At 65.9% G+C, this 21,384-nt stretch carries 21 protein-coding genes; 11 read left to right on the plus strand and 10 right to left on the minus strand.

Annotated features, from left to right (window positions below):
- Positions 1 to 51 precede the first annotated feature (51 nt).
- Positions 52 to 534 carry a DUF456 domain-containing protein gene (locus IEX78_RS12465; RefSeq protein ID WP_188829058.1) on the minus strand — a complete coding sequence of 161 codons (483 nt, stop codon included), beginning with the start codon at positions 532 to 534 and terminating at the stop codon, positions 52 to 54.
- Between the two features lie 130 nt (positions 535 to 664).
- Here IEX78_RS12465 and IEX78_RS12470 point away from each other — a divergent pair, with 130 nt between their 5' ends.
- A complete protein-coding gene (locus IEX78_RS12470) occupies positions 665 to 1,762 on the plus strand; it encodes a CaiB/BaiF CoA transferase family protein (RefSeq protein ID WP_188829059.1) in 1,098 nt (365 codons plus the stop codon).
- A gap of 69 nt (positions 1,763 to 1,831) precedes the next feature.
- Positions 1,832 to 2,218, plus strand: coding sequence for a hypothetical protein (locus IEX78_RS12475; RefSeq protein WP_188829060.1), 387 nt, complete (start codon positions 1,832 to 1,834; stop codon positions 2,216 to 2,218).
- Here the strand turns inward: IEX78_RS12475 and yczR are convergent.
- Complete coding sequence (gene yczR / locus IEX78_RS12480) at positions 2,212 to 3,708, minus strand: MocR-like transcription factor YczR (RefSeq protein WP_188829061.1); 1,497 nt, start codon at positions 3,706 to 3,708, stop codon at positions 2,212 to 2,214. The genes IEX78_RS12475 and yczR overlap by 7 nt on opposite strands.
- Before the next feature lie 61 nt (positions 3,709 to 3,769).
- Between yczR and IEX78_RS12485 the strand changes: the two genes are divergently transcribed.
- The 3 genes from IEX78_RS12485 (at position 3,770) to IEX78_RS12495 (ending at position 5,547) form a co-directional block, all read left to right on the plus strand.
- Complete coding sequence (locus IEX78_RS12485) at positions 3,770 to 4,018, plus strand: hypothetical protein (RefSeq protein ID WP_188829062.1); 249 nt, start codon at positions 3,770 to 3,772, stop codon at positions 4,016 to 4,018.
- Positions 4,019 to 4,038: 20 nt separating this feature from the next.
- A complete protein-coding gene (locus IEX78_RS12490) occupies positions 4,039 to 4,587 on the plus strand; it encodes a methylated-DNA--[protein]-cysteine S-methyltransferase (protein ID WP_188829063.1) in 549 nt (182 codons plus the stop codon).
- Positions 4,588 to 4,731: 144 nt separating this feature from the next.
- Positions 4,732 to 5,547: an alpha/beta fold hydrolase gene (locus IEX78_RS12495; protein WP_188829064.1), complete on the plus strand. Its 816-nt coding sequence runs from the start codon at positions 4,732 to 4,734 to the stop codon at positions 5,545 to 5,547.
- A gap of 37 nt (positions 5,548 to 5,584) precedes the next feature.
- Here IEX78_RS12495 and IEX78_RS12500 read toward each other — a convergent pair whose 3' ends face one another.
- From IEX78_RS12500 to IEX78_RS12510, 3 genes are all read right to left on the minus strand, one after another.
- Positions 5,585 to 5,875 (minus strand): hypothetical protein, encoded by a 291-nt coding sequence (locus IEX78_RS12500; protein WP_188829065.1) that lies wholly within the window; start codon positions 5,873 to 5,875, stop codon positions 5,585 to 5,587.
- Positions 5,876 to 6,085: 210 nt separating this feature from the next.
- Positions 6,086 to 6,961 carry a hypothetical protein gene (locus IEX78_RS12505; RefSeq protein ID WP_188829066.1) on the minus strand — a complete coding sequence of 292 codons (876 nt, stop codon included), beginning with the start codon at positions 6,959 to 6,961 and terminating at the stop codon, positions 6,086 to 6,088.
- A 101-nt stretch (positions 6,962 to 7,062) separates the two neighbouring features.
- The gene (locus IEX78_RS12510; protein ID WP_188829067.1) at positions 7,063 to 8,352 is read right to left on the minus strand and encodes an adenylosuccinate synthase; all 1,290 of its coding nucleotides are present in this window, start codon (positions 8,350 to 8,352) and stop codon (positions 7,063 to 7,065) included.
- A 248-nt stretch (positions 8,353 to 8,600) separates the two neighbouring features.
- Here IEX78_RS12510 and IEX78_RS12515 point away from each other — a divergent pair, with 248 nt between their 5' ends.
- On the plus strand, positions 8,601 to 9,224 hold the full coding sequence (locus IEX78_RS12515; RefSeq protein WP_229683909.1) for a hypothetical protein: 624 nt from the start codon (positions 8,601 to 8,603) through the stop codon (positions 9,222 to 9,224).
- On the plus strand, positions 9,221 to 10,009 hold the full coding sequence (locus IEX78_RS12520; protein ID WP_188829069.1) for a site-2 protease family protein: 789 nt from the start codon (positions 9,221 to 9,223) through the stop codon (positions 10,007 to 10,009). The genes IEX78_RS12515 and IEX78_RS12520 overlap by 4 nt, the downstream gene beginning before the upstream one ends.
- Positions 10,010 to 10,012: 3 nt before the next feature.
- Here IEX78_RS12520 and IEX78_RS12525 read toward each other — a convergent pair whose 3' ends face one another.
- The gene (locus tag IEX78_RS12525) at positions 10,013 to 11,179 is read right to left on the minus strand and encodes an FUSC family protein (RefSeq protein ID WP_188829070.1); all 1,167 of its coding nucleotides are present in this window, start codon (positions 11,177 to 11,179) and stop codon (positions 10,013 to 10,015) included.
- Positions 11,180 to 11,190: 11 nt separating this feature from the next.
- A complete protein-coding gene (locus tag IEX78_RS12530) occupies positions 11,191 to 11,625 on the minus strand; it encodes a DUF3151 domain-containing protein (protein WP_188829071.1) in 435 nt (144 codons plus the stop codon).
- A 609-nt stretch (positions 11,626 to 12,234) separates the two neighbouring features.
- Between IEX78_RS12530 and IEX78_RS24630 the strand changes: the two genes are divergently transcribed.
- Both IEX78_RS24630 and IEX78_RS12540 read left to right on the plus strand, forming a co-directional pair.
- Positions 12,235 to 15,324, plus strand: a complete 3,090-nt coding sequence (locus tag IEX78_RS24630; RefSeq protein ID WP_188829072.1) for an Rv0361 family membrane protein — start codon at positions 12,235 to 12,237, stop codon at positions 15,322 to 15,324.
- A 94-nt stretch (positions 15,325 to 15,418) separates the two neighbouring features.
- The gene (locus tag IEX78_RS12540) at positions 15,419 to 16,465 is read left to right on the plus strand and encodes a fused (3R)-hydroxyacyl-ACP dehydratase subunits HadA/HadB (protein WP_188829073.1); all 1,047 of its coding nucleotides are present in this window, start codon (positions 15,419 to 15,421) and stop codon (positions 16,463 to 16,465) included.
- A 62-nt stretch (positions 16,466 to 16,527) separates the two neighbouring features.
- Here IEX78_RS12540 and IEX78_RS12545 read toward each other — a convergent pair whose 3' ends face one another.
- Together IEX78_RS12545 and fbaA are read right to left on the minus strand one after the other, a co-directional pair.
- Entirely contained in the window at positions 16,528 to 17,646 is a 1,119-nt protein-coding gene (locus IEX78_RS12545; RefSeq protein ID WP_188829074.1) for a BTAD domain-containing putative transcriptional regulator, read from the minus strand.
- A gap of 9 nt (positions 17,647 to 17,655) precedes the next feature.
- A complete protein-coding gene (gene fbaA / locus IEX78_RS12550; RefSeq protein ID WP_188829075.1) occupies positions 17,656 to 18,693 on the minus strand; it encodes a class II fructose-bisphosphate aldolase in 1,038 nt (345 codons plus the stop codon).
- Between the two features lie 211 nt (positions 18,694 to 18,904).
- Between fbaA and IEX78_RS12555 the strand changes: the two genes are divergently transcribed.
- Together IEX78_RS12555 and IEX78_RS12560 are read left to right on the plus strand one after the other, a co-directional pair.
- Entirely contained in the window at positions 18,905 to 19,555 is a 651-nt protein-coding gene (locus IEX78_RS12555; protein WP_188829551.1) for a DedA family protein, read from the plus strand.
- A 34-nt stretch (positions 19,556 to 19,589) separates the two neighbouring features.
- The gene (locus IEX78_RS12560) at positions 19,590 to 20,261 is read left to right on the plus strand and encodes a DedA family protein (RefSeq protein WP_188829076.1); all 672 of its coding nucleotides are present in this window, start codon (positions 19,590 to 19,592) and stop codon (positions 20,259 to 20,261) included.
- Here the strand turns inward: IEX78_RS12560 and IEX78_RS12565 are convergent.
- On the minus strand, positions 20,258 to 21,346 hold the full coding sequence (locus IEX78_RS12565; RefSeq protein WP_188829077.1) for a glycoside hydrolase family 76 protein: 1,089 nt from the start codon (positions 21,344 to 21,346) through the stop codon (positions 20,258 to 20,260). The genes IEX78_RS12560 and IEX78_RS12565 overlap by 4 nt on opposite strands.
- Between the last annotated feature and the right edge of the window lie 38 nt (positions 21,347 to 21,384).

Genomic DNA, 21,384 nt, shown 5'->3' on the forward strand with positions numbered 1-21,384 from the left:
GCGGGGCTGGCGACTCGAAAACCCAGCAGCCGCCCTAAACGAGCAGTGGTCTTAAACCAGCAGGGCGCCCGTTAACCACACGCCCGATGCGATCAAGGCGCCGAACAGTTCGACCAGCATCGAAAGGCCAACGCCCTTGAGCGCGTGAACCGTTGCGGGCCAAGCCAATTCGTGCGTCTTGAGCCGGTACAGCTCGGCCAGGTACACGCCGAGTACGAAGCCGATGAACAGGCCGACAATCGGGATCACGAAGAAGCCCGCGATGCCAAGCACCGCGCCAACAAGCAGCGATCGGTTCGAAACGCCCGCTTCGCGCATGCGTCGACCCGGCCAGGTGTATTTCACGACGCCGGAAACTGCCAGCGCGCCGGTCGCGATGGCGAGCACGGTCCACGCGCCCGCGCCACCAGTCATGAACGCCCACACCGCGATTGCGCCGAAGATAAGGATCACCCCCGGCAGGATGGGCACGATCACTCCGACTATGCCGACCAAGATCACTAGGCCGACGATTACTTCGCCCCACACGTTCACAACCGGGTTTCCTCCCATAAGCGCGCGAACCGCGCATCCGCAATTCTGGCCCAAGCTCTACCGTCACCGCCACGTCGGCGCTATTGTCAGGTTGTCAATACGGCGTGTAACAGGAAAACGAGGTCGAGGCGTGGGCGAGAATCCAACCGCCGGGCATGGTCCGCTCAAGGGCATCAAAGTTGTCGAGTTAGCTGGCATCGGGCCTGGTCCGCATGCGGCTTTGCTGCTCGGTGACCTCGGCGCCGACGTCGTGCGCGTGCAGCGGCACGGCCAGCTGCCCGGGTTCCTCGAACGGCCGCAGTGGCGTGGTCGCACGATCGTTGAAGCCAACCTCAAAGACCCCGCCGACCTGGCCAAAGTCGCTGACCTCATCGACAAAGCCGACGTGCTGATCGAAGGGTTCCGCCCTGGCGTCACCGAGCGCATGGGGCTTGGGCCCGACGAACTACTGGCCCGCAACCCCGGGCTCATTTACGCGCGGATGACCGGCTGGGGCCAGCATGGGCCGATGGCCGAACGCGCTGGTCACGACATTAATTACATCTCGCTCACCGGCATCCTCAACGCGATCGGGCGCAAGGGTGAGCGGCCTGTTCCACCGTTGAACATGGTCGGCGACTTCGGTGGCGGCTCGATGTTCCTCGTCACCGGCGTGCTCGCCGCGCTCGTCGAGCGGTCGGTTTCCGGTAAGGGCCAGGTTGTCGACGCGGCGATGGTCGATGGGGCGCTTGCCCTTTCGCACTTCGTGTGGGGCATGCGCGGCGTCGGCCTGTGGTCGGACGAGCGTGGCACCAACCTGCTCGACACCGGCATGGCGTTCTACGACACCTACGAAACCGCCGACGGCAAGTACATGGCGGTTGGCGCGATCGAACCGCAGTTCTACGCGCTGCTGCTGCAGGGGCTCGGGATCGACCCCGAAGGGCTGCCGATGCAGCTCGACCCCGACGGTCAGGAAACGCTGCGGAAGCTGTTCACGGAGAAGTTCAAAACCAAGACGCGCGACGAGTGGACCGAGATTTTCCTCGACACCGACGCGTGCACAACGCCGGTCCTCACGCTCACCGAGGCGACTACCAACGAGCACATCGCCGCGCGCGAAGGGCTGATCGAAATCGAAGGCGTTACCCAGCACGCGCCCGCACCGCGTTTCTCGCGCACGCAGGGTCCGGTGCCGACGCCGCCGCCGTCGGTTGCGACACCGATCGAATCGGTGTGGGCTGACTGATTTCGCCTGTTCGCGTGGGTAGGGTTTTGCCTTATCCGACGCGAAGAAGCAGTTCATCGGTCCCCGAAAGTGGTAGCCGCAGCTTTCGCCGCTACCACTTTCGCGTGTGCGCTTGTCGCGTTTGTCGCGGGCGCGAAGGTGCTTGGGGATAGTCAGGCGAAGGTGTTGCGGATCGCGTGCACGCGCACGGTCCCGATCCCGCCGTTCGCTTCGGCGTTGAACGGGCTCGCCGCTGGTCTGTTGTTGGCGTCGAGTTTGGCGCTGGTGTGGTTGTTAGTTGTGTTGTATCGGCAAGGGGCAGAACGTCGTTCGACGGTGCCGTTGACGGTTATCGCGTTGGTTGTCGCGAGTTTGTTTGGGCTTGGGGCCGCGCACGAGACCATTGACCCCGGGCTGGTCGGGGCCGGATTGGCGGTGTGCGAGAGCGCGCCTGGTGAGGTCGCGGGCGGTCAGTAGCAGGTCAGGGGCTGTAGCGGGTCGGCGGCGCGGGGGGTGAGGGCCTCGTAGGCCGACGCTATCGACTTCACCGCCAAGCGGAGTTGTTCCTCCGGGTGCGTGAACGGGAGGCGCAAGAAGCGTTCGAACGCACCCTGCACACCAAAGCGCGGGCCAGCCGCGAGCAGCACGCCGTGGTTCGGGGCGGTCGCGGCCAGTGCGGTCGAGACCGGGGTCGGCAACTGCGCCCACACCGACATGCCGCCCGCACCTGGGGTGATGTGCCATTCGGGGAGTTCGTCGGCGACGGCGGCGAGCAGCGTCGCGCGTTGGGCGATGAGTTGTTCGCGGCGGCGGTCGAGGATGGGGGTCGCGTTTTCGAGCAGGTGGGTGGTCGCGAGTTGGTCCATGACCGGGGTGCCGAGGTCGACGGTTGCTCGGATGCCGAGCAGTTTCGTGATCAGCGCCTGGTTGGTGCGGATCCAACCAACGCGCAGGCCACCCCAAAACGACTTGGACGCTGAGCCGATCGTGATGATCTCCGACCCTTTCGCGAACGAGGCGAGCGGCGGGGGCGGGGTGGTTCCCGAGAGGTTGAGGTCGCTCATTGACTCGTCAACGATGATGGTCATGCGGGTGTCGCGGGCGATGGCGGCCAGTTCGGCGCGACCTTCCGCATCGAGGAGCAGGCCAGTTGGATTGTTGAAGTCGGGCACCAAATATGCAAGTGTTGCGGCGGTTTGGCGTGCGGTGCTGCGGATGCCGTCCAAATCCCAACCCGCGCTTGGCAATTCGGGACGGAGCGGTACGGGGATCGGGCGCGCGCCGACGTCGCGGATGGCTTCGATGGCGTTGGGGTAGCTGGGGTGCTCAATCAACACGCGTGCCGACGGGGTGGCGAGCACGTTCAGCAGGAGTCGAAGTCCGTGTTGCGCACCGAGAGTCACGAGGACTTGGCTCGGGTCGGTTGGCAGTCCACGTTCGGTGTAGCGCCGGGCGAGCGCTTCCCGAAGGGCAAGCATGCCGACGGGATCCATGCCATGCGTGTTTAGAAATGCGGGAAGTCCTTGTAGTGCAACTGAATATGCATCTTGCATTTCCGGCGGCGCGGACATCGCCGCGTAGGTCATGTCGATGGTCGGCACCGCAGGCTGCGCCATCAGCGCCATGATGCCGCGCGCGGGCTTCGACCCGTCGTGTGCGATCGCGGGCGGCAGCGCGACTGTGCTGCGCGAACCCTGTCGACTGATCAGGTAGCCGTGGTCGCGCAGGAGTGCGTAAGTGGACGTGATGGTTGTGCGGCTCACGCCGAGCGTGGTTGCGAGGTCGCGTTCACTTGGCAGCGCAACGCCGAGCGGCGCGCGGCCGTCGTGGATGAGCAGGCGAATCGCTTCGGCCAGTGCGAGATACGCGGGCCGGTGCGGGCGACGTTCGACGCCGTCGGTTTCCGGGTCGCGCCACGCGCCCAGGTCGCGTGCCAGTCCCGAAGCACCAATCACTCTTGTCGCCATAAAGTCCAGTATTACGTAAGTGGATATTTTTCGCCAAGGCCAGTGGGTGGATTGTTAAGTCATGTCCACTTTCCTCGCCATCACCGTCGCCCTGGTCATCGGTTTCGCCACCTACTACCTGTCCCCGCGCGACCGCGAACTACCCTTCTGGCCGTTCCAAGATTCCGCGCACGACAGGGCTTTTCGCTCGTACGACGATCAGCGGGCCTTCCGCGACCTCGACGCTGTCCGCGCACGCAAGCCCGTCATCGAACCAGTCCAGTTGCCGAAAACTGGCATCGAATCTGATAGTGGTTCGCTTGCCGCATGATCGCTGGCACACTTGACCACATGGCTACTGAAGTGGTCGCTGCACTGTTCGACACAACGATTGGGCTGTGCGCCGTCGCGTGGCGGGGCACAGCCATCGTGCGTTTCCAGCTCCCGGAAGCAACCGAGGAGAAGACGCTGGCACGGATCACGCGGCCGTTCGGGGATGCGCTGGTGAGGGAGGACGCGCCAGGGCCCGCGGTGCTCGCGGCGATCACAGGCATTCAGGCGCACCTCGCTGGCGACCTCGACTCGTTGCGCTGGATCGAGACGTCGCTCGACGCGGTTTCGCCGTTTCACCGCGACGTGTACGCCGTTACGCGGTCGATCGACCCAGGTCACACGCTGAGCTACGGGCAGGTCGCGGCACGAATCGGCAAGCCGGGCGCGGCGCAGGCGGTGGGCCGCGCCCTTGGCGAAAACCCGATCCCCCTGATCATCCCGTGCCACCGGGTACTCGCGGCCGACCATGCGCTGCACGGCTTTTCGGCTCCGGGCGGGATCGACACGAAGGCGCGATTGCTGACTTTGGAAGGAACGGCGGGCTTCGGCGAGCCGACTTTGTTCTGAGCGCGGCTGGGGCGGCGGTGCGTGCTGACCCGGCCGATAGTGCTGTTAGGGCGGCGGGTCGGTTCGGCGCGGCGGGTTCGCGGGTTTGGGTGGGTGGGCATCGCGTAGCGTCGCTAGAAATCGCTGGTGAGTGAGAGGACAGGAATGCGGACTGTTACGTCGGCCGACGGGACAACTATCGCCTACGACCAGGTTGGCGACGGGGACGCGGGGACGGTCATCCTCATCGGCGGCGCGTTCAGTTCGCGGGCATTCCCCACGATGCGCGAGGTCGCGAAGGTCCTTGCCGACGATTACGGGCTCACCGTCATCAACTACGACCGACGTGGGCGCGGCGACAGCGCCGACTCCCCCGGGGTGTACGACTCGGCCAACGAAGTCGCCGACACCGCGGCACTGATCGAGGCGGCCGGGGGCGAAGCCGCATTGGTCGGGTGGTCATCGGGCGCGGCCCTCGGCTTGCTCGCCGCGCGAACGGTGCCGGGCGTCACGAAGGTTGTCGCGTTTGAGCCGCCGTTCGTCGTCGACCCGAAAGACCATGTGCCGCCGAAGGATTTAGCGACCAAGCTGCATCCGATGATCGCCGCGGGCAAACGCAACAAGACCGTGCGCTACTACCTGACCAAGGCAATGGGCATGCCGTGGTTGATGGTTGGCGTGATGCGGGTGACACCGTTTTGGAAACAGCTGGCGGCGACGTCGAACTCGACCGCGCACGACTGGGCGGTCATGGCGCCGTACATGCGCGGGGTGAAACTCGACGCCGCCGAATGGGAAACGGTCGAAATACCGGTGCTTGTTTTGGCGGGCGACCGCACGTCACCGATGCTGACGAAGGGCGCGAAGGGAATCGCGGGCGTCTTACCGAACGCGGAATTCACCGAGCTCCCCGGCGTAAGCCACAACCCGAAGGTCGAAATCCTCGCCCCGGCAGTTGGCGACTTCCTGACAGGGAAGTAATCGACGGCGCTGACCAACCGTGCGGGCCGACGAGTGCTCATTCCGGGGGCGGGTGTGCTCGGTAGAAGTCGCATGGGTCGCCGGTTAGCAGGCCGTCCATACACGCGAAATATGTCTGTACGCAGGCATTACTCGTGCAATTGTTCGTGTAGAGCATCCCGCGAATGCGTTCGAAACGCTGTTGGTCGGGGGCGAGTGTCTGCCTGAGCGGGACCGCTTTGCTGCTGGTTGTCGGCTTCGGGGCTGGGGCGTCGGCGCCGGGGTTCGCGCAACCCGCGACAGCGAGCGTCGCGACGAGCATCCCGCCCGCGATCCACCGCACTGTCATCCGAGCCACCTCCGTTATCCGACGCTACTCGCCGCTTTGTCGACCCGTGAGCACGCTCTGGTGGCGGCATCGGTCGAGTGGAAATCGCCACCAGAGCGTGCTCACCAGCTCGGCTAGGCGAAACCAGCAAGATCACCAGGCTCTCAGGGATTTTTCTACTCGGCCGTTGTTTACCTGAGAGCCTGATGATCTTGATCCGGAATGGACGCGCTACATCGTGCTCGCGTACGTGCCCCCGACGACCGCGCCGACAGCCGCTGCGGGAATACCGACGACCGCCGCGCCCGCGGCCGCACCGACACCGGCGCCGATCGCGGCACCAGCGGCGGTCGCGCCGCCGGTTGCTGCGGCTGCGGCACCGAGTGCCACCACCGCACCGACACCACCGGTCGGGACGGCGGTAGCGGCCGCGATGATCGCGCCCGCGGTGCCAGTGGTCACCGCGCCAACAACGAATCCAGCGCCAGCGCCGACGGCCGCGCCAGCGAGTCCGCCGCCAACCGCGCCGACCGTTGCGGCCGGGATGCCAGCCAGGGCGGCACCGGCGAGTGCACCAGCGGCGATCTTGTCGGAGCGGCTCGGGTTGATGCCGATCGAACGGCCCTGGGTCGCGATGGCCGCTTCGACGTCGGCGGCGGTGTTGTTCACGCCGTCAAGTGCCTGACCAGGAAGTTCCTGCGGAATGAAGCCAGCGCCCGCGGTGAAGTACTCGTCGGGAACCGGCGCGTTGAAGTCGCCGAGACGCAGGGTTTGCACCGGCGGGGCGATCGGCGCGACCGGCTCAACCGCCTCCGGCAGGTGCAGCTCCTCAACGACGATCGGCGGCGCGGGCGCCACGTACGAAGGCACGGGACGCGTCTCGGTGCCATCGGCGCGCGGTGCCGCGTGCGCGAGGTCGTCGGACGGGCCGACCTTCGCCAGATCCGAGCGCGGCTCCGGCGCGACGGTGCCAGGCTGGACAGTGCCCGGCGCGGTAGTTCCCGGCTGCACCGGACCAGTCGGCACCGCGACAGCGACACCCGCACACGCGACGGCCAATGCCATCGGCACCGCCCCCACAACCAACTTCACTGCCACATGACTCATGCCGAGCACCTCACTGCTTCGCGTTACGCCGCACGTCCCCGCGTGCGGCGTGGCGAACAATAGCGGTAGCTCTGAGGTTGCTGTCAAACCGAGCTAGCTGGTTAGTCGAGGATGTCGTGGCGCACGATCGTCTGGTCGCGGCCTGGGCCAACACCGATCGACGACACCCGCGCACCCGAAAGTTCTTCCAGGCGAAGCACATACGCTTGCGCGTTTGCTGGCAGCTCTTCGAAGGTGCGCGCGCCGGAAATGTCTTCGAACCAGCCCGGCATTTCCTCGTAGATCGGCTTCGCGTGATGGAAGCCGGTCTGGGTGGTCGGCATCTGCTCGACGCGTTCACCGTCGACCTCGTAGGCGACGCAAATCGGCACGGTGTCGAGGCCCGAAAGCACGTCGAGCTTGGTGAGGAAGTAGTCGGTGATGCCGTTGACGCGGGTGGCGTAACGGGCGATCACGGCGTCGAACCAACCGCAGCGACGCGCGCGACCGGTGGTGACGCCAACCTCGCCGCCGTTCTTGGCAAGGAATTCACCCTTGTCGTCGAAGAGCTCAGTCGGGAACGGGCCCGAGCCGACGCGTGTGGTGTAGGCCTTGAGGATGCCGAGGACGGTGTCGATCTTGTTCGGGCCGATGCCCGAGCCGACTGCCGCGCCGCCCGCGGTGGGGTTCGACGAGGTCACGTACGGGTAGGTGCCGTGATCGACGTCGAGGAGGGTGCCCTGGGAGCCTTCGAGCAGCACGGTGTCGCCACGCTCAAGCGCGAGGTTGAGCTCAAGGCGGGTGTCGGCGATGCGGTGCTTGAACGACTCGGCCTGCTCAAGGACCTCATCGACAACCTGCTGCGGGTCGAGCGCGCGACGGTTGTAGATCTTGACAAGCACCTGGTTCTTGAATTCCAGTGCGGCTTCGACCTTTTGGGTGAGGATCTTCTCGTCGAGCACGTCGGCGGCACGGACGCCAACGCGGGCGACCTTGTCCTGGTAGCAGGGGCCGATGCCGCGACCGGTCGTGCCGATCTTGTTGTTGCCGAGGAAGCGCTCGGTGACCTTATCGATGGCGACGTGGTAGGGCATGATCAGGTGCGCGTCGGCCGAGAGCAGCAGGTTCGACGTGTCGACGCCGCGCTCTTCCAGACCGGCGAGCTCTTCGAGCAGCACACCCGGGTCAACGACGACACCGTTGCCGATGACGTTCTTGACGCCCGGAGTGAGGATGCCCGACGGGATCAGATGCAGGGCGAACTTGTCGCCATTGGGCAGCACGACGGTGTGGCCCGCGTTGTTGCCACCCTGGTAACGGACGACCCACTGAAGCCGCTCACCGAGCAAATCGGTAGCTTTGCCCTTACCCTCGTCGCCCCACTGGGCGCCGATGAGGACGATTGCCGGCATTGTCAGCTCTCCTACGCAACGATGAGCAGCACGCGTCTGTACTGCAGCGACTGCCGTACTGGGGCGGTTGCCGGGAACACAGTCTAGCCCACGACGTATAGAAGCCCGGCGACCGACCTGCGACCCGCGTCGGCGTTGCGCTGCGGCGATCCGTTACGGTGGTCTGTCGGCAGCGCGCGCGGCGCGATCCGAGCAAGGAGGGCTACCGCAGTTTGAGTACCCACGTTCTTAGGTGTGGTAACACCCCGGTGCCGATCGCGCTCTCTTCACTGTCGACAACGCAGACCGATCTGGTGCCTGACCTCACCGTCGTCGATGAGTTGCTCCCCGTTTTGGCCGCCGACAGTCTTCCGCGATTGATCGTGCTTGGTGCCGATGCGAGCCTCGCGACCGTGCTCACCCACCTCATGCGAACCGAACGTCTGCATGTCGAACTCGGCTACGTTCCGGTCGAAACCACTTATGCCTCACGGGTTTACAGCCTCGGCACCGGTAACGCGGCGGCAAAACTGGCGGTCGAAGGCAAAGCGCGCGAAACGCTGCTCATCCGCGACGACACCGGCACCGCACTCGTCGGCCGCGCCGCCATCACCGGCCCCGACGGCGCGAAACTCGTCGGCGAAGCCTACGTCGACGACACCCTGCTCTTCACCGGCGAAGTGCGCGAGATGCTGATCTCCCCCACCGTCGAAATGCCCGGTGTCCGCGCCCGCGTGCGCAAGGGATTCCGTAAACGCAAGTGGGTGCAAGGGCGCGCCGCGCAACTTGGCACCCCGGGCGCGGTCGTCACCCGTGACGGCATCGTCGCGACCCGAACCGTGCCCCGCTCCACCTTTTATCGATTCGAACAACCCTGGCTATTGGTGCGATGAGCTACTCCTTTCACAAACACCGTTCCCCCCACCACGACGGGGTGCGGCCCAGCCCGATCTTCCTAGGGATCGTGCTCGTGACCGCGCTTGGCGGCGCGCTCGCGTGGGACGCCGACCTCAATTCGTGGCGCGCCAAAGTCGGCGTTTTCATCCTGGTTGTCGGCGGCTGGATCGTGAGCCTCTGCCTGCATGAATTCGCGCATGCTTACGTCGCGTGGCGAGCGGGCGACCACGAGGTTTCCGCGCGCGGCTACCTCACGCTCAACCCGTTGAAGTACAGCCATCCTGTGCTGTCGATCGCGTTGCCGTTGGTGTTCATCGCGCTTGGCGGCATTGGTCTGCCCGGTGGTGCCGTGTACCTCGACACCAGCCGGTTTAAGCGGTCGGTGCGGCAGTTGGTGAGCGCGGTTGGTCCCGCGTCGAACGCGCTGTGCGCGATCGTGCTGCTTGTGGTGATCAAGATCTGCGGCTCGATGCATGAGGGCGCGGCGTTCTGGTTCGGGCTGAGTTTCCTCGCCTACCTCCAGATCACGGCCACGATTCTTAACGCCCTGCCGGTTCCCGGCCTTGACGGCTTCGGCGTAATCGAACCGCTGCTGAGCTACCAGGCGCGCCAGACCGCCGCCCAAATCGCACCGTTCGGCATGCTGATCGTGTTCGCTGTCGTGTTTTACACGCCGCTGAACACGGTGTTCTTCAGCGTGACCGACTGGCTGTTCTCGCTGTCCGGGGTGCCCGACATCTGGGCCGCGTACGGCAACTACCTGACCAGGTTCTGGAAGTAGTGCTCAATCTTCCGGCGTGACATAGGGATTGGGCACGGTCGGCGGCAGCATCGCCATCGCGGAGATGCGTTGCATGCCGCACACCACCATCAAGTCGACGACAATCGAACGCACCTGCGCGAAGACGACGTGGGCCGAAAGACCAGCTCCCGCAACAACTTCGGGCCGCGCGTTCTTGGCGACGCTGCGCAACGCGCGGGTTGCCGCCGCCTGATCGGGCTGTTCGCCAGGGTCGGCGAGGACCATTTTGCGAACCACTTCGGTGGCGTTGCCGAGTTGGTTGACCAGGTCGATGAGGCGCGGGTCGAGGACCTCGTCGTCGCGGACCAACGTGAGGGAACGACGCAGTAGGACGCGGGTGTTGCGGACCGCGTTGTCGAGCGGGTCGGCGGCCGAATGCAGGCGTTCGAGGCGTTTGCGCGAATTCCAATACAGCGGGGAGATGCGGCTGATCTCCTTGCCGCCCTCAAGCGCGGAACGGAGCGCGTCGATTTCGCCCTGAGTCGCGCGCATCGCGGCGAGCGCGTCGGCGACCTTGTCCGGTTTTTGTTCGAGCAGCCCGTCGGCGCATTCGATGAGCGACTTCGACATGACGCCGAGGACCGTCGCTGCGTGTTCGCGGGCGCGACGCACCGGATGCAGTGGGATCGCGCCAACCATCAAAATGCCGACAAGGCCGCCGATGAGCGCGTCGATCATGCGGTTCGGGCCAGCGCCCGGCGCCTGTTCGAGGGTCGAAACAAGGACGGCTGAACCCGCCGCCTGCAGCGTGAGGATCGTGCCGCCGTCCAGGAAAACCGAAACCGCCATCGCGATCGCGACGATGACGCCGACCTGCCAAACGCCGGTGCCGACCTGGCTGATGAAGAGGTCGCCGATGCCGATGCCAAGCGCGACACCGACAACCAGTTCAATCGACCTACGCAGCCGCGCCCCGAACGAAATGCCGATCGAGACGACCGCGGCGGTTGGGGCGAAGAACGGCTGATCGTGACCGATAAGGTTGTGCGCGATAAACCACGCGAGGGCCGCGCCCGCCGCGCACTGGACGATCGGAATCGCCGACAGGCGCAACCGCACCGTCGACAACTTCAAGCGCGTGACCGCGCTGACCTTCGCAGCCGCGACTACTGGACTCGCCGCGGCGACAACCGCATTGGGTTCGCTCACCGCAGGAGGTCTCAGTCCAGTCCGAGCTCGCCCGCCGCGTGCGGGTCGCAATCTTCAAGCAGATCGAGGCAGCGGGCGTACTCCTCGGTCTCGCCAACCGCACGTGCAGCGCGGGCGAGGGCACCGACGCTGCGCAGGAAACCCTGGTTGGGTTCGTGCGCCCACGGGACCGGGCCGAAACCCTTCCAGCCATTGCGCCGAAGCAGGTCGAGACCACGGTGGTAGCCGGTGCGAGCGAAGGCGTAGGCGGCCACCGTGTCGTGAGTGACCTCATCGCCCGAACGGTCGAGCGCGGCCTCGGCGAGCTGCGCCCACGCGATAGAGGCGGCCGGGAATTGTGCGGCGACCGCGACCGGATCGGTGCCTGCCGAGATGGCATCTTCGGCATCGATTAGTTCAGGGAGGAGGACCGGCTGGGGTCCGAGCAAGTCACCGAAGGAAGACATGAGAAACATTGTGCACCAGTGGACCGACAGGTTCGCGACGCCGCCACGTCTATCAGCGCCAACATGTGGGGCGCGCGCATTAGGCTGGCAGGCCAGTGCAGATATTCGCATCCGATCGAGGGGTACGAGGTGTCCGACCCGACCGACGACAACAACGCGGCAGCCAACCCTGCCGACCACCCGGCCAAGCCCGGGAAACCCGCCGAAGTTGACGGTGTAGGTGAGTCGAAACCTGTTGTGCCGCAGTCCAATAGTGGGTCGTCGGCGGAGACGGTGGTGATTCGGCGTGCGGGTGGAACTGTGCCGCCTGCGGGTCGGCAGGGTGGGCCCGTAGGTGGGGCGCAGCAGGGTGGACCCGTGCCGCCCGCGGGTCTAGGTCGACCGGGTGGGCCCGTGCCGCCTGCGGGTTCTCAGCCGGGCGGGCCTGTGCCGCCTAGCGGTGGCGGGCCTCGCCCGAGTGGTCCTGTGCCGCCCGTAGGTGGGGGTCGAGAGGGAGCACCCGCGTCGCCCCCGAGTGGCACTCAGCGCGGCGCCCCTGTGCCGCCCGCAGGTGATGGTCGGCAGGGTGCACCTGTGCCCAGCGGTGGCGGGTCTCGCCCGGGTGGGCCCGTGCCGCCTAACGCTGGTGGGCCTCGGGAAGGCGGGCCGGTTCCGCCGAAAGCTGGACCCGGCGGAGCCGGTCGCCCAGTTGGCGGGGCGCGCGGACCAGGCGGCGGCCTACGCCCCGATGCTCCTCCCGAGGGGGCGAGCAAGGGACAGTACGGCGATACCCAGCACGCGGGAAGCGCTGACGCGGCAACGACCGCAATGTCCCTGCCGGGCCTCAAGCCAGTCGCACGCCAGGCCCCCTTGCCGCGCACGACGGGCCAGTCGGAGCCGAGCGGCGCGGACGCACAGACGGTGCGAATTACCGCTGGGTCGCGTGATGGTGGGGATAAGTCGCGCACTGACGACGTGAAACAGGGTGCGTCGCCGAAGGATTCACAGTCGGATGCACCGGGTTCGTCACCGGATGAAGCGAAGCTGAGCGACGCGAAGTCAGGTGCTGGCACCGGCAACGCGAATGCGAAAGCTGTTGCTAGCGATGCGAAGAGCGCGGCTACTGCCATGAAGGTTGAACCGCAGTCCGACGAGAAGCCCGCAGGCGCGGAGAACGCTGCGGGCGCACTGGGCAAAGCTGGCGTTTCTGCCACTAAGTCACAGCCCGACGCCACTGCCGAAGCTGGCGCGGGCGCGGCGGCCGTGAGCGGTGATGGTGCGGCCGCTAGCGACTCAGGCACCTCAGGTGCGGGTCGCGCCAAGGGGGACGGCGCGGCGAACGCGGCAAAAGTCGGTGGGGCGGATGCGAAGGATCAAGCGGGGTCGAAGAAGGGGCTCGATGGGGCGAGCGCTGCGGCGGTCGCAGGTGTGGCCGGTGCAGCAGGGGTCGCGGTTGCGGGTGCGCAAGCCGGCGGATCACCCGGCAAGGGTGCGACGGACGCGGCGAGTGCGGCGACCCAGCCGGATGCCACTGTCGTAGCCGCGAATAGCGGACCGAATTCGGCTCGCGACGCCGCATCGGCTGGTCAAACGAATCCGGCCGCAGGGACGGGTGCTGGCGCGAACGCAGGGCCCGGCGGACAGAATTCGGCTGACGGTGCGGCGTCGGCCGGTCAAGCGAATGCTGGTGCGGGGCAAGGAAGTACGGGTCCCGCTGGCGAATCGAATGCGTCGCAAAAGGACGCGCAGTCTGGGGCGAACGCGGGCACCGCGCCCGCTGCGGGCGGGAAGGACGTCGGGTCGGGCGACAGTACGGCGTCGGGTGACGCTGGCGTTGGGGGCGGTAACGACGCGACGGTTCGGGTGTCGCCGGGTGCGAGCGAAGGGGGTGCGCCTGCCGACGACGCGACCGTCGCTATGCGGGTGGTCAGTGCCGCTGATGCGCCTACTACCGCGATTCCGGTGCAGCGGCCTGGCACCGATCGCGTCGTCAAGCAAGGTGGGCGGCCGGTCACTCCCCCGCCCAACACCCCGCGCGGACCTGCCGGACCTCGGCAAGCCGGGCAGCAGGGCCAGCCGGGACAGCAGCCGCATCCCGGCGGTCCCGGCCAGCCGAATCCGCAAGGGCCGCAACAGAATCCGGCTCCCGGTCAGCCGGGCCGGCCGAACCAGCCGGGTGCGCAAGGTCCGCAGGGACCGGGACAGCCCGGGCAGCGAGGTCGCGGACCGCAGGGCCAACCGCCCCGCCCCAACCTCTACAGCAACCCGAACCAACCGGCCGCAGCCGCCGCAGGCGCGCAGGGTCCTGCCGGTCAGCCCGGACAAAGCCAGCTCAACGCGCAAGGTGGACCCAACCAGCAGGGACGCGGGTCCCAGGGTCCGGGACAACCCGGCCAGCCGGCAAACGCGCGCCAACAGGGCCAGGGGCCACAGGGACCTGGGGAAGCCAGCGGGCCTGAGCTCGTCGGCGGGGCAGGACAGCAAGGTCAACCCGGGCAACGGCAGCCCAACGCGCAAGGTGGACCCAACCAACAGGGACGCGGGCCCCAGGGTCCGGGACAACCCGGCCAGCCGGCAAACGCGGGCCAACAGGGCCGCGGGGCACAGGGACCCGGGCAAGCCAGCGCGCCTGGGCTCGTCGGCGGGGCCGGACAGCAAGGTCAGCCCGGACCAGGACAGGCGGCCAATGCCCAAGGTGGTCCAAACCAACAGGGACGTGGGCCGCAGGGGCCAGGGCAACCTGTGCAACAAGGGAACGCGGGCCAACAAGGTCGCGGGCCGCAGGGGGCAGGGCTTGCCGGTGGACCTGGGGTCGTCGGGCTGAGCGGCCAACCAGGTAGCGCCGGGCAAGGCGGTGCCGGGCAGCAGGGCCAACTAGGTCAGGAACAGGCCAACGCGCAAGGTGGGCCAAACCAGCAAGGGCGTGGGGCTTCGGGGCAACCCGGCCAACCAGCCAACGCGCAAGGGGGTGGGCAGCATGGGCATCCTGTGCAAGGGCCCGGGTATCCGGGGGCGGCACCGCTCGCTGGGTTGGCCGGGGCCGGGGCTGCAGCGCAAAAGGGTGTGCAGCCTGGGCCTGCCTATCCCGGTGGGCCGATTCTTGGGTTACCCGGGGATCGGGGGGTTGAGGAGACTCAGCCGTCCAAGGGCGACAATCAGCGGGCCGCGGCGTCGGCTCCCTCGCCCGCCGATATCCAGCCAACGCGGCCAGCGAACCATCTGCCAGAAGGGCAGTCGGCCAAACCTGAGCGGGTTGGGGCAAGTCCCGTTGACGGTGGCGCACCCAAGTCGAAGAAGCCGCTCATCATCGCCGGGATCGCGGTCGCGGCCGTTGGCGCGATTGTCGCCGGGATTTTCGCCTTCACCTCCGGGTCCGACAACTCGCCCGAAGGGAAGGTGCGCGGCGCCATCACCGCGTTCTCCGGTGCGCTCAAAGACGGTGACCTCAACCAACTCCGCGCGACAACCTGCGGCGACCTGCACACGTTCTACCAGGAGATTTCGCCTGAACAGTTCCGTGGCGTGCACAAGTCGTCGGCCGATCGCGGGACCATTCCGGTGGTGTCGAGCGTGAACGCCGTGCGCATCACCGACAACGCCGCGATCGCTGAAGCGACGGTCGCGCCGTCGGGCGATCCTGGCAAGCCGAGTGCACGCACGTTTGATCTTCAAAATGAGAACGGGACATGGAAGGTGTGCGACCCCGCAGCGAAGAATTAGCGAAGAGTTCAGCGACAGTGACCCGTCATATCGGCTATGACGGGTCACACATAACTGGGATCTGCGCGCCCTACAGCGTAATATTTGCCGGATTATGAGCACGCAAGAAACAGTGGCGCAGTCATCTGTCCCGGCTGCATCGCTGGCAGGACAGCGTTTCGGCTTCCGTGACCACTACGAAGTCGGCCGCGAGAAGATTCGGGAATTCGCACGCGCGGTGCAGAATTCGCACCCGGCGCATCAGAACGAGATCGACGCGCGCAAGCTCGGCTACGAGGGCCTGATCGCCCCGCCGACCTTCGCATCGGTGATTGGCACCAACATCACCCGCGCGCTCCTCGAAACCGTGCTCGTTGAGTACGACCTGAGCCAGGTGCTACAAACCGACCAGATCTTCGAGCTGTTCCGCCCGATCCTCGCCGGCGACACCATCCGCAGCGAAGTCGAGATCGAGTCGAAGCGCACGTTCAATGACAACGACTTCATCGTCGTCGGTTTCCGGCTGATCAACCAGGACGGCGAAACCGCGGTGCAGGGCACGACGACGATCGTCGCGCGCACGGGCGTCGACGTCGACCCCAACATCGTTGAAGCCGTCGAGAACATCAGCATGCACCCGCGCCCAGAGGTTGTGGCTGGCGTGAGCATGGACGACCTGCTCACCCCATTGACGGGCGACCGCGACCCGGCCCCGGTTCGCATCGACGCCCCGGTCAACACCGTGCGCACGTTCGAGTCGGTCGAAAAGGGCACCGAGCTTGCAGGCTTCACCGCGCGCGTGACCCGCGGCGACCTCGCCAACTACGCTGGCGTTTCCGGCGACCCGAACCCGATCCACTTCAGCGACCACGCCGCCGAGCTGGCTGGCCTGCCGACGGTCGTCGCGCACGGTCTGCTGACGATGGGCATCGCCGCCGACTTCCTCACCCAGTGGCTCGGCGACCCGACTGCTGTCGAGAAGTTGGCCGTTCGCTTCTCCGGTTTCGTTCCCGTCCCGCCGACCGAGGCTGGCGAGATCGAGTTCTCCGGCAAGGTGAAGTCGGTCGACCCGGAACGTCGTGCGGCGACGGTGCTGCTGAGCGGAGTTTCCGACGGCAAGAAGCTGTTTGGTCGCGCGGTCGCGGAAGTGCGTCTCACCTAACGAATTTCACGCGAATGAGCCCGGCCCCAACCAGGGACCGGGCTCATCGCGTTTCGCAAGACTCAGCCGATTGCGCGGAACGCCAAAATCGTTGACCCAATACGGATTTGGTCGCCGTCGGCGAGCAACGCTCCACTCTCAATCGGCGACTCGTTGACGTAAACACCGTTGGCCGAATGCAAATCCTTGATCAACAGACCGGCCCGGCTCGGCATGATGTGCGCGTGATACCGGCTGGCTTTGGGGTCGTCGAGCACCAGCTCGTTGTCCGTCATTCGCCCAATTCGAATGCCCGCGTGCGGAATTGGGATCTCACGCCCGTCCGCGAAGCGCAGGGTGCCCGCTCGCACGCTGCGCGGCACCTCGGTGACGGTCTCGGTCATCGCGGCGGCAAGATGCTCAACCCGCTTGACCACCCCAAGGTTCAACGGCTCCTGACGCAACACGCTGCGTTCAAGCTCAATAAGCCCGGGACCAGGGTCGATGCCAAGTTCGTCGGCGAGCACCGTGCGCACCCGGCGACACGCTTCAAGCGCGTCGGCCTGACGGCCAGACAGGTAAAGCGCGGTGATGAGCTGACCCCACAACGGCTCGCGCAGCGGGTTTTCATTGGTGAGCGCGACGAGCTCGCCGATCACCGAAGACGCACGCCCACAAGCGATTTCGGCATCGACACGAGCCGAAACCGCGACGAGGCGCTCTTCTTCCATCGCCGTCGCGAAACTGTCGGCGAACGACAACCCAGCAAGATCGGTAAGCGCTCGCCCCGACCACTCACGCAACGCCGTGGCGAAAAGTGTTGCGGCACCGGCGTGGTCGCCCGCGTCGGCCGCTTTCGTTCCCGCTTCGCGCGCGATCTCGAATCGACCGAGATCGCAAGCGGGATCGTCGATTTCGAGGCGATAACCCGCACCCTCGGTCCGCAAGACCGCAGGGGAGTCAACTCCGGCGTTACGCAACGCTTTTCGCAAGTTAGAGACAAAAACTTGCAGACTCGCCGCATACGAATCCGGCGGGTCTTCGTTCCACACCATCTCCGCCAAAACGGCAGAACTCACCGCGCGTCGCCGATTCACAGCGAGCGCGGCCAACAGTGCGCGGGGCTTGGGCCCGCCGAGAGCTACCGGTGTTCCACCGACATAGAGCGCGACAGGACCAAGCACCCGAACATCAAGAGTCATCGCACCTAATTAGGAAGCAGAGATGGACTTGCCTGCAGAATGCAGGTCTTCACATGCCTCGATGACGCGCGCGGCCATCGACGCCTCGGCCTGCTTGAGGTAGCTGCGCGGGTCGTACGCCTTCTTGTTGCCGACCTCACCGTCGATCTTGAGCACGCCGTTGTAGTTGACGAACATGTGCCCGGCGACCGGACGCGTGAACGCGTACTGGGTGTCGGTGTCGACGTTCATCTTCACCACACCGAAGCGCAGCGAGTCTTCGATTTCCGACTTCAGCGAGCCCGAACCGCCGTGGAAGACGAAGTCGAATGGCTGCGCGTCGGCAGGGAGACCCAGCTTCTTCGCGGCGACGCGCTGGCCTTCGGCGAGCACCTCGGGCTTGAGGACGACGTTGCCCGGCTTGTACACGCCGTGCACGTTGCCGAAGGTGGCCGCGAGTAGGTACTTGCCGCCGCTCGGGTCGCCCAGGTAGTCGATGGTCTTGAGGAAGTCTTCCGGCGAGGTGTAGAGCTTCTCGTCGATGTCGGCTTCGACGCCGTCTTCTTCGCCGCCGACAACGCCGATCTCAAGTTCCAGCTTCAGGCGCGCCTTGGTGCTTGCCTCAAGCAGTTCCTTCGCGATGGCGAGGTTCTCGTCGATCGGGATGGCCGAGCCGTCCCACATGTGCGACTGGAACAGCGGCTCAAGGCCCTTATCGACGCGCTCCTGCGACAGCGCGATGAGCGGCCGCACGTAGGTGTCGAGCTTGTCCTTGGGGCAGTGGTCGGTGTGCAGGGCGATCGTGACGTCGTACTGCTTGGCGACAACGTGCGCGAACTCGGCGAGCGCGACAGCGCCAACAACCATGTTCTTACCGTTGAGACCGGACGCGAACTCAGCACCACCGGTGGAAACCTGGATGATGCCGTCACTGCCCGCGTCAGCGAAGCCCTTGATTGCGGCGTTGATGGTCTCCGACGAGGTGACATTGATGGCCGGGAAGGCGAACGAGTTCGCCTTGGCCCGGCTGAGCATCTCGGCGTAGGCCTCCGGAGTCGCGATAGGCAAGGCAGTGACCTCCGTGTTAGGGGGAGCAAAAAACCAATTCTGTCAGGCGTCACCCTAAATTAGGAAGGGACGGCCGTGTGCATCGGCTCGTCTCACCTGAGCATGGACCGCTCGTGTCTCAGTTTCGCCCGGTAGGGTGGGCCCCGTGACTTTGCTGGCGGTATCGGATGCGGCGACGAACAACCTCGCCCTGACACAGTTGCTCGACCCCATGTACCTGCTTCAGGAGACCTGGCTGAAGAACGCGGTACTCCCGGCGATCTTGGCGATCGTCTTTATCGAGACTGGTCTACTTTTCCCGATCCTGCCTGGTGATTCACTGCTGTTCACCGGTGGCATGCTCGCCGCCCAGGAAAATCCCGTCGTCAACATCTGGGTGCTTGTACCGCTCGTCACGGTCGTCGCGTTCCTCGGTGACCAGACCGCGTACTGGATCGGCCGCCGCATCGGGCCCGCGCTGTTCAACAAGGAAGACACCCGATTCTTCAAGAAGTCGTACGTCACCGAGACGCACGAGTTCTTCGAGAAACACGGCCCGAAGACCATCATCCTGGCGCGCTTCGTGCCCATCGTGCGCACGTTCATGCCCGTACTCGCCGGTGTTTCAAAGATGGACTACCGCAAGTTCGTCATCTTCGACATCGTCGGCGCGGTCCTGTGGGCTGGCGGTATCACCACGCTCGGTTACTTCCTGGGCAACGTGCCCTTTATTCGCGATCACATCGAAGCCATCTTCCTGCTGATCGTCTTCGTCTCGATCCTGCCCGGCATCATCACCGTCGGTAAGAAGCTGATCGCCAAGCGGTCCGCGCCCGCGGTTGGCAACGACGCCGAGCTGGCGTCGGTGACAGAAAACAGCTAGACCATTGGCAACCGCGGGACCTGCGATACAGGCAATGGGCAGCTTCGATCCGCTGATCTCAGCAGGCCCTGCCGTGGTCTGCGCGGTAGTGCTGAGCTTCGTTTTCCTTGAGTGCGCGTTCATCATCGGGCTGTTTTTGCCCGGCGATTCGCTGCTGATCACCGCTGGCATCGTGCTCGCTTCGCATGCCAATGGCGAAGCGCAAGTGTGGGGGTTGGCGGTCGGCACGATGTTGGCGGCGATCGCGGGCAACCAGGTTGGTTACGTGATTGGCGCGCGCACCGGGCATCGGTTGGTCGCGCGGAAAAACGGCCGCTACATCAATACGAAAAATCTTGCCAAGGTCACTGAACTACTTGAGCGACATGGCTTTTTCGCGGTGCTCATCGCGCGCTGGATTCCGTGGGTGCGCACGCTGTGCCCGATGGTGGCTGGCGCGGCCAAGATGGATCATCGCCGCTACACCATCGCGTCGACGATCGGCGCGATCATCTGGGCGCCCGTACTGCTGCTGATCGGCTATTACGCGGGGGAATTCCTTGAGCAGGTTTCGTGGCTGATGCCCGTGGTGATCGGCACGTTGATCGCCGGGCTGATCATCGGCACGGTCTTCGGGCTGCGCCACTACCGGCAGGAAATGGCGAAGCCCGCCGAAGAGTTCGACGTTGAACTTGAGCCGAGCGTGGTCGGCGAAACCGAGCGCTAAAGCCCGGCGGCAACCACCTGGTAGGCCGCTTCCATGAGCAACCACCCCGACAGCTGCACCGAAAGGTCGCGTTCGGGGACGGCGGACGCGGTGACCGAGCCGCCCGCGGTGAACTTGCCAGCGCCCGCGCTGCCGCTGGGCAACCGGGCTGGTTGATTCCAGTTGTGGCCGAAAAGCGGTTCGCCTTCGACCTCAAGTCGGTTGGCCCACGCGGCCGTTGCCGATGCTTTCACGAGCGCGGCCGCGTTGCGGCGGTCGGTTTGCTGTTGCTTGCCTTCGCCGGGCAGCATCACCGCGACGATCGCGAGGTAGCGGGCGAGGATGCCGTTGAAAAGCCCGCCGTCGCCGCCACCGCCGCCGCTGATCACGCCGCGTTCGGTCATGTGTTCCTCGACGGCGGCGAGCAGTCGAGTGACGCGTTCAAGGTGGCGGTCGTCGTCGGTGTGGACGGCCAACTCGGCTTCGAGGCCGAGGGTGACGCCCTGGCAGTACGAGAACGTTGGCCGTTCGATCTCGCGCGACGGGAGGTGGATGCCGTCGAGGATCAGACCGCTTTCGGGGTCGCGGAGATTCGCGTCGATCCAGTCGGCCATTTCCTGGGCGCGCTCGACCTGGCCGAGGCGCAGTAGGGCGATGCCCGCGGGACCGTTCGCCGGGGCGTTGAAGAAGTCGGACTTGACCCGCCACGGGATGCCGCCGCCAACCTCGGGCTGCCACGCGTCATACAGCTGACGTTCGAGCGCGACGAGCGCGCGGCGCACCGACGTGAGTTCCTGTGTGCGCTCGGCACGTTCGAGCGCGATCGCCAACCAGGCCATGTCGTCGTAGTAACGGTTGGTCCACCCGGTGATGTTGCGGATGCGATGCGAACGGGCGAGTGCGCCAATTCTCCTGCGGCGCTGCGGAGTTGGGACGCGGTTGGCGGCGTCGACCGCGCAGTCGAGCAGATGCGCCTGCCACCAGTAATGCCAACTCGCGAAGCCGCGCTCACGGCGCGTTGCGGGCCAACCAACAACGCCCAATTCCGTTGTTGGCCAACCCCATAGCGTGCGCAGGTGGCGCGATACCACTGCCGACTCAGCCATGTCGGCGCGCTCCGACCACACTGCGGCCGTTGGGGTGG

The sequence above is a fragment of the Nocardia camponoti genome, from assembly GCF_014646135.1.
Taxonomy (GTDB): domain Bacteria; phylum Actinomycetota; class Actinomycetes; order Mycobacteriales; family Mycobacteriaceae; genus Nocardia; species Nocardia camponoti.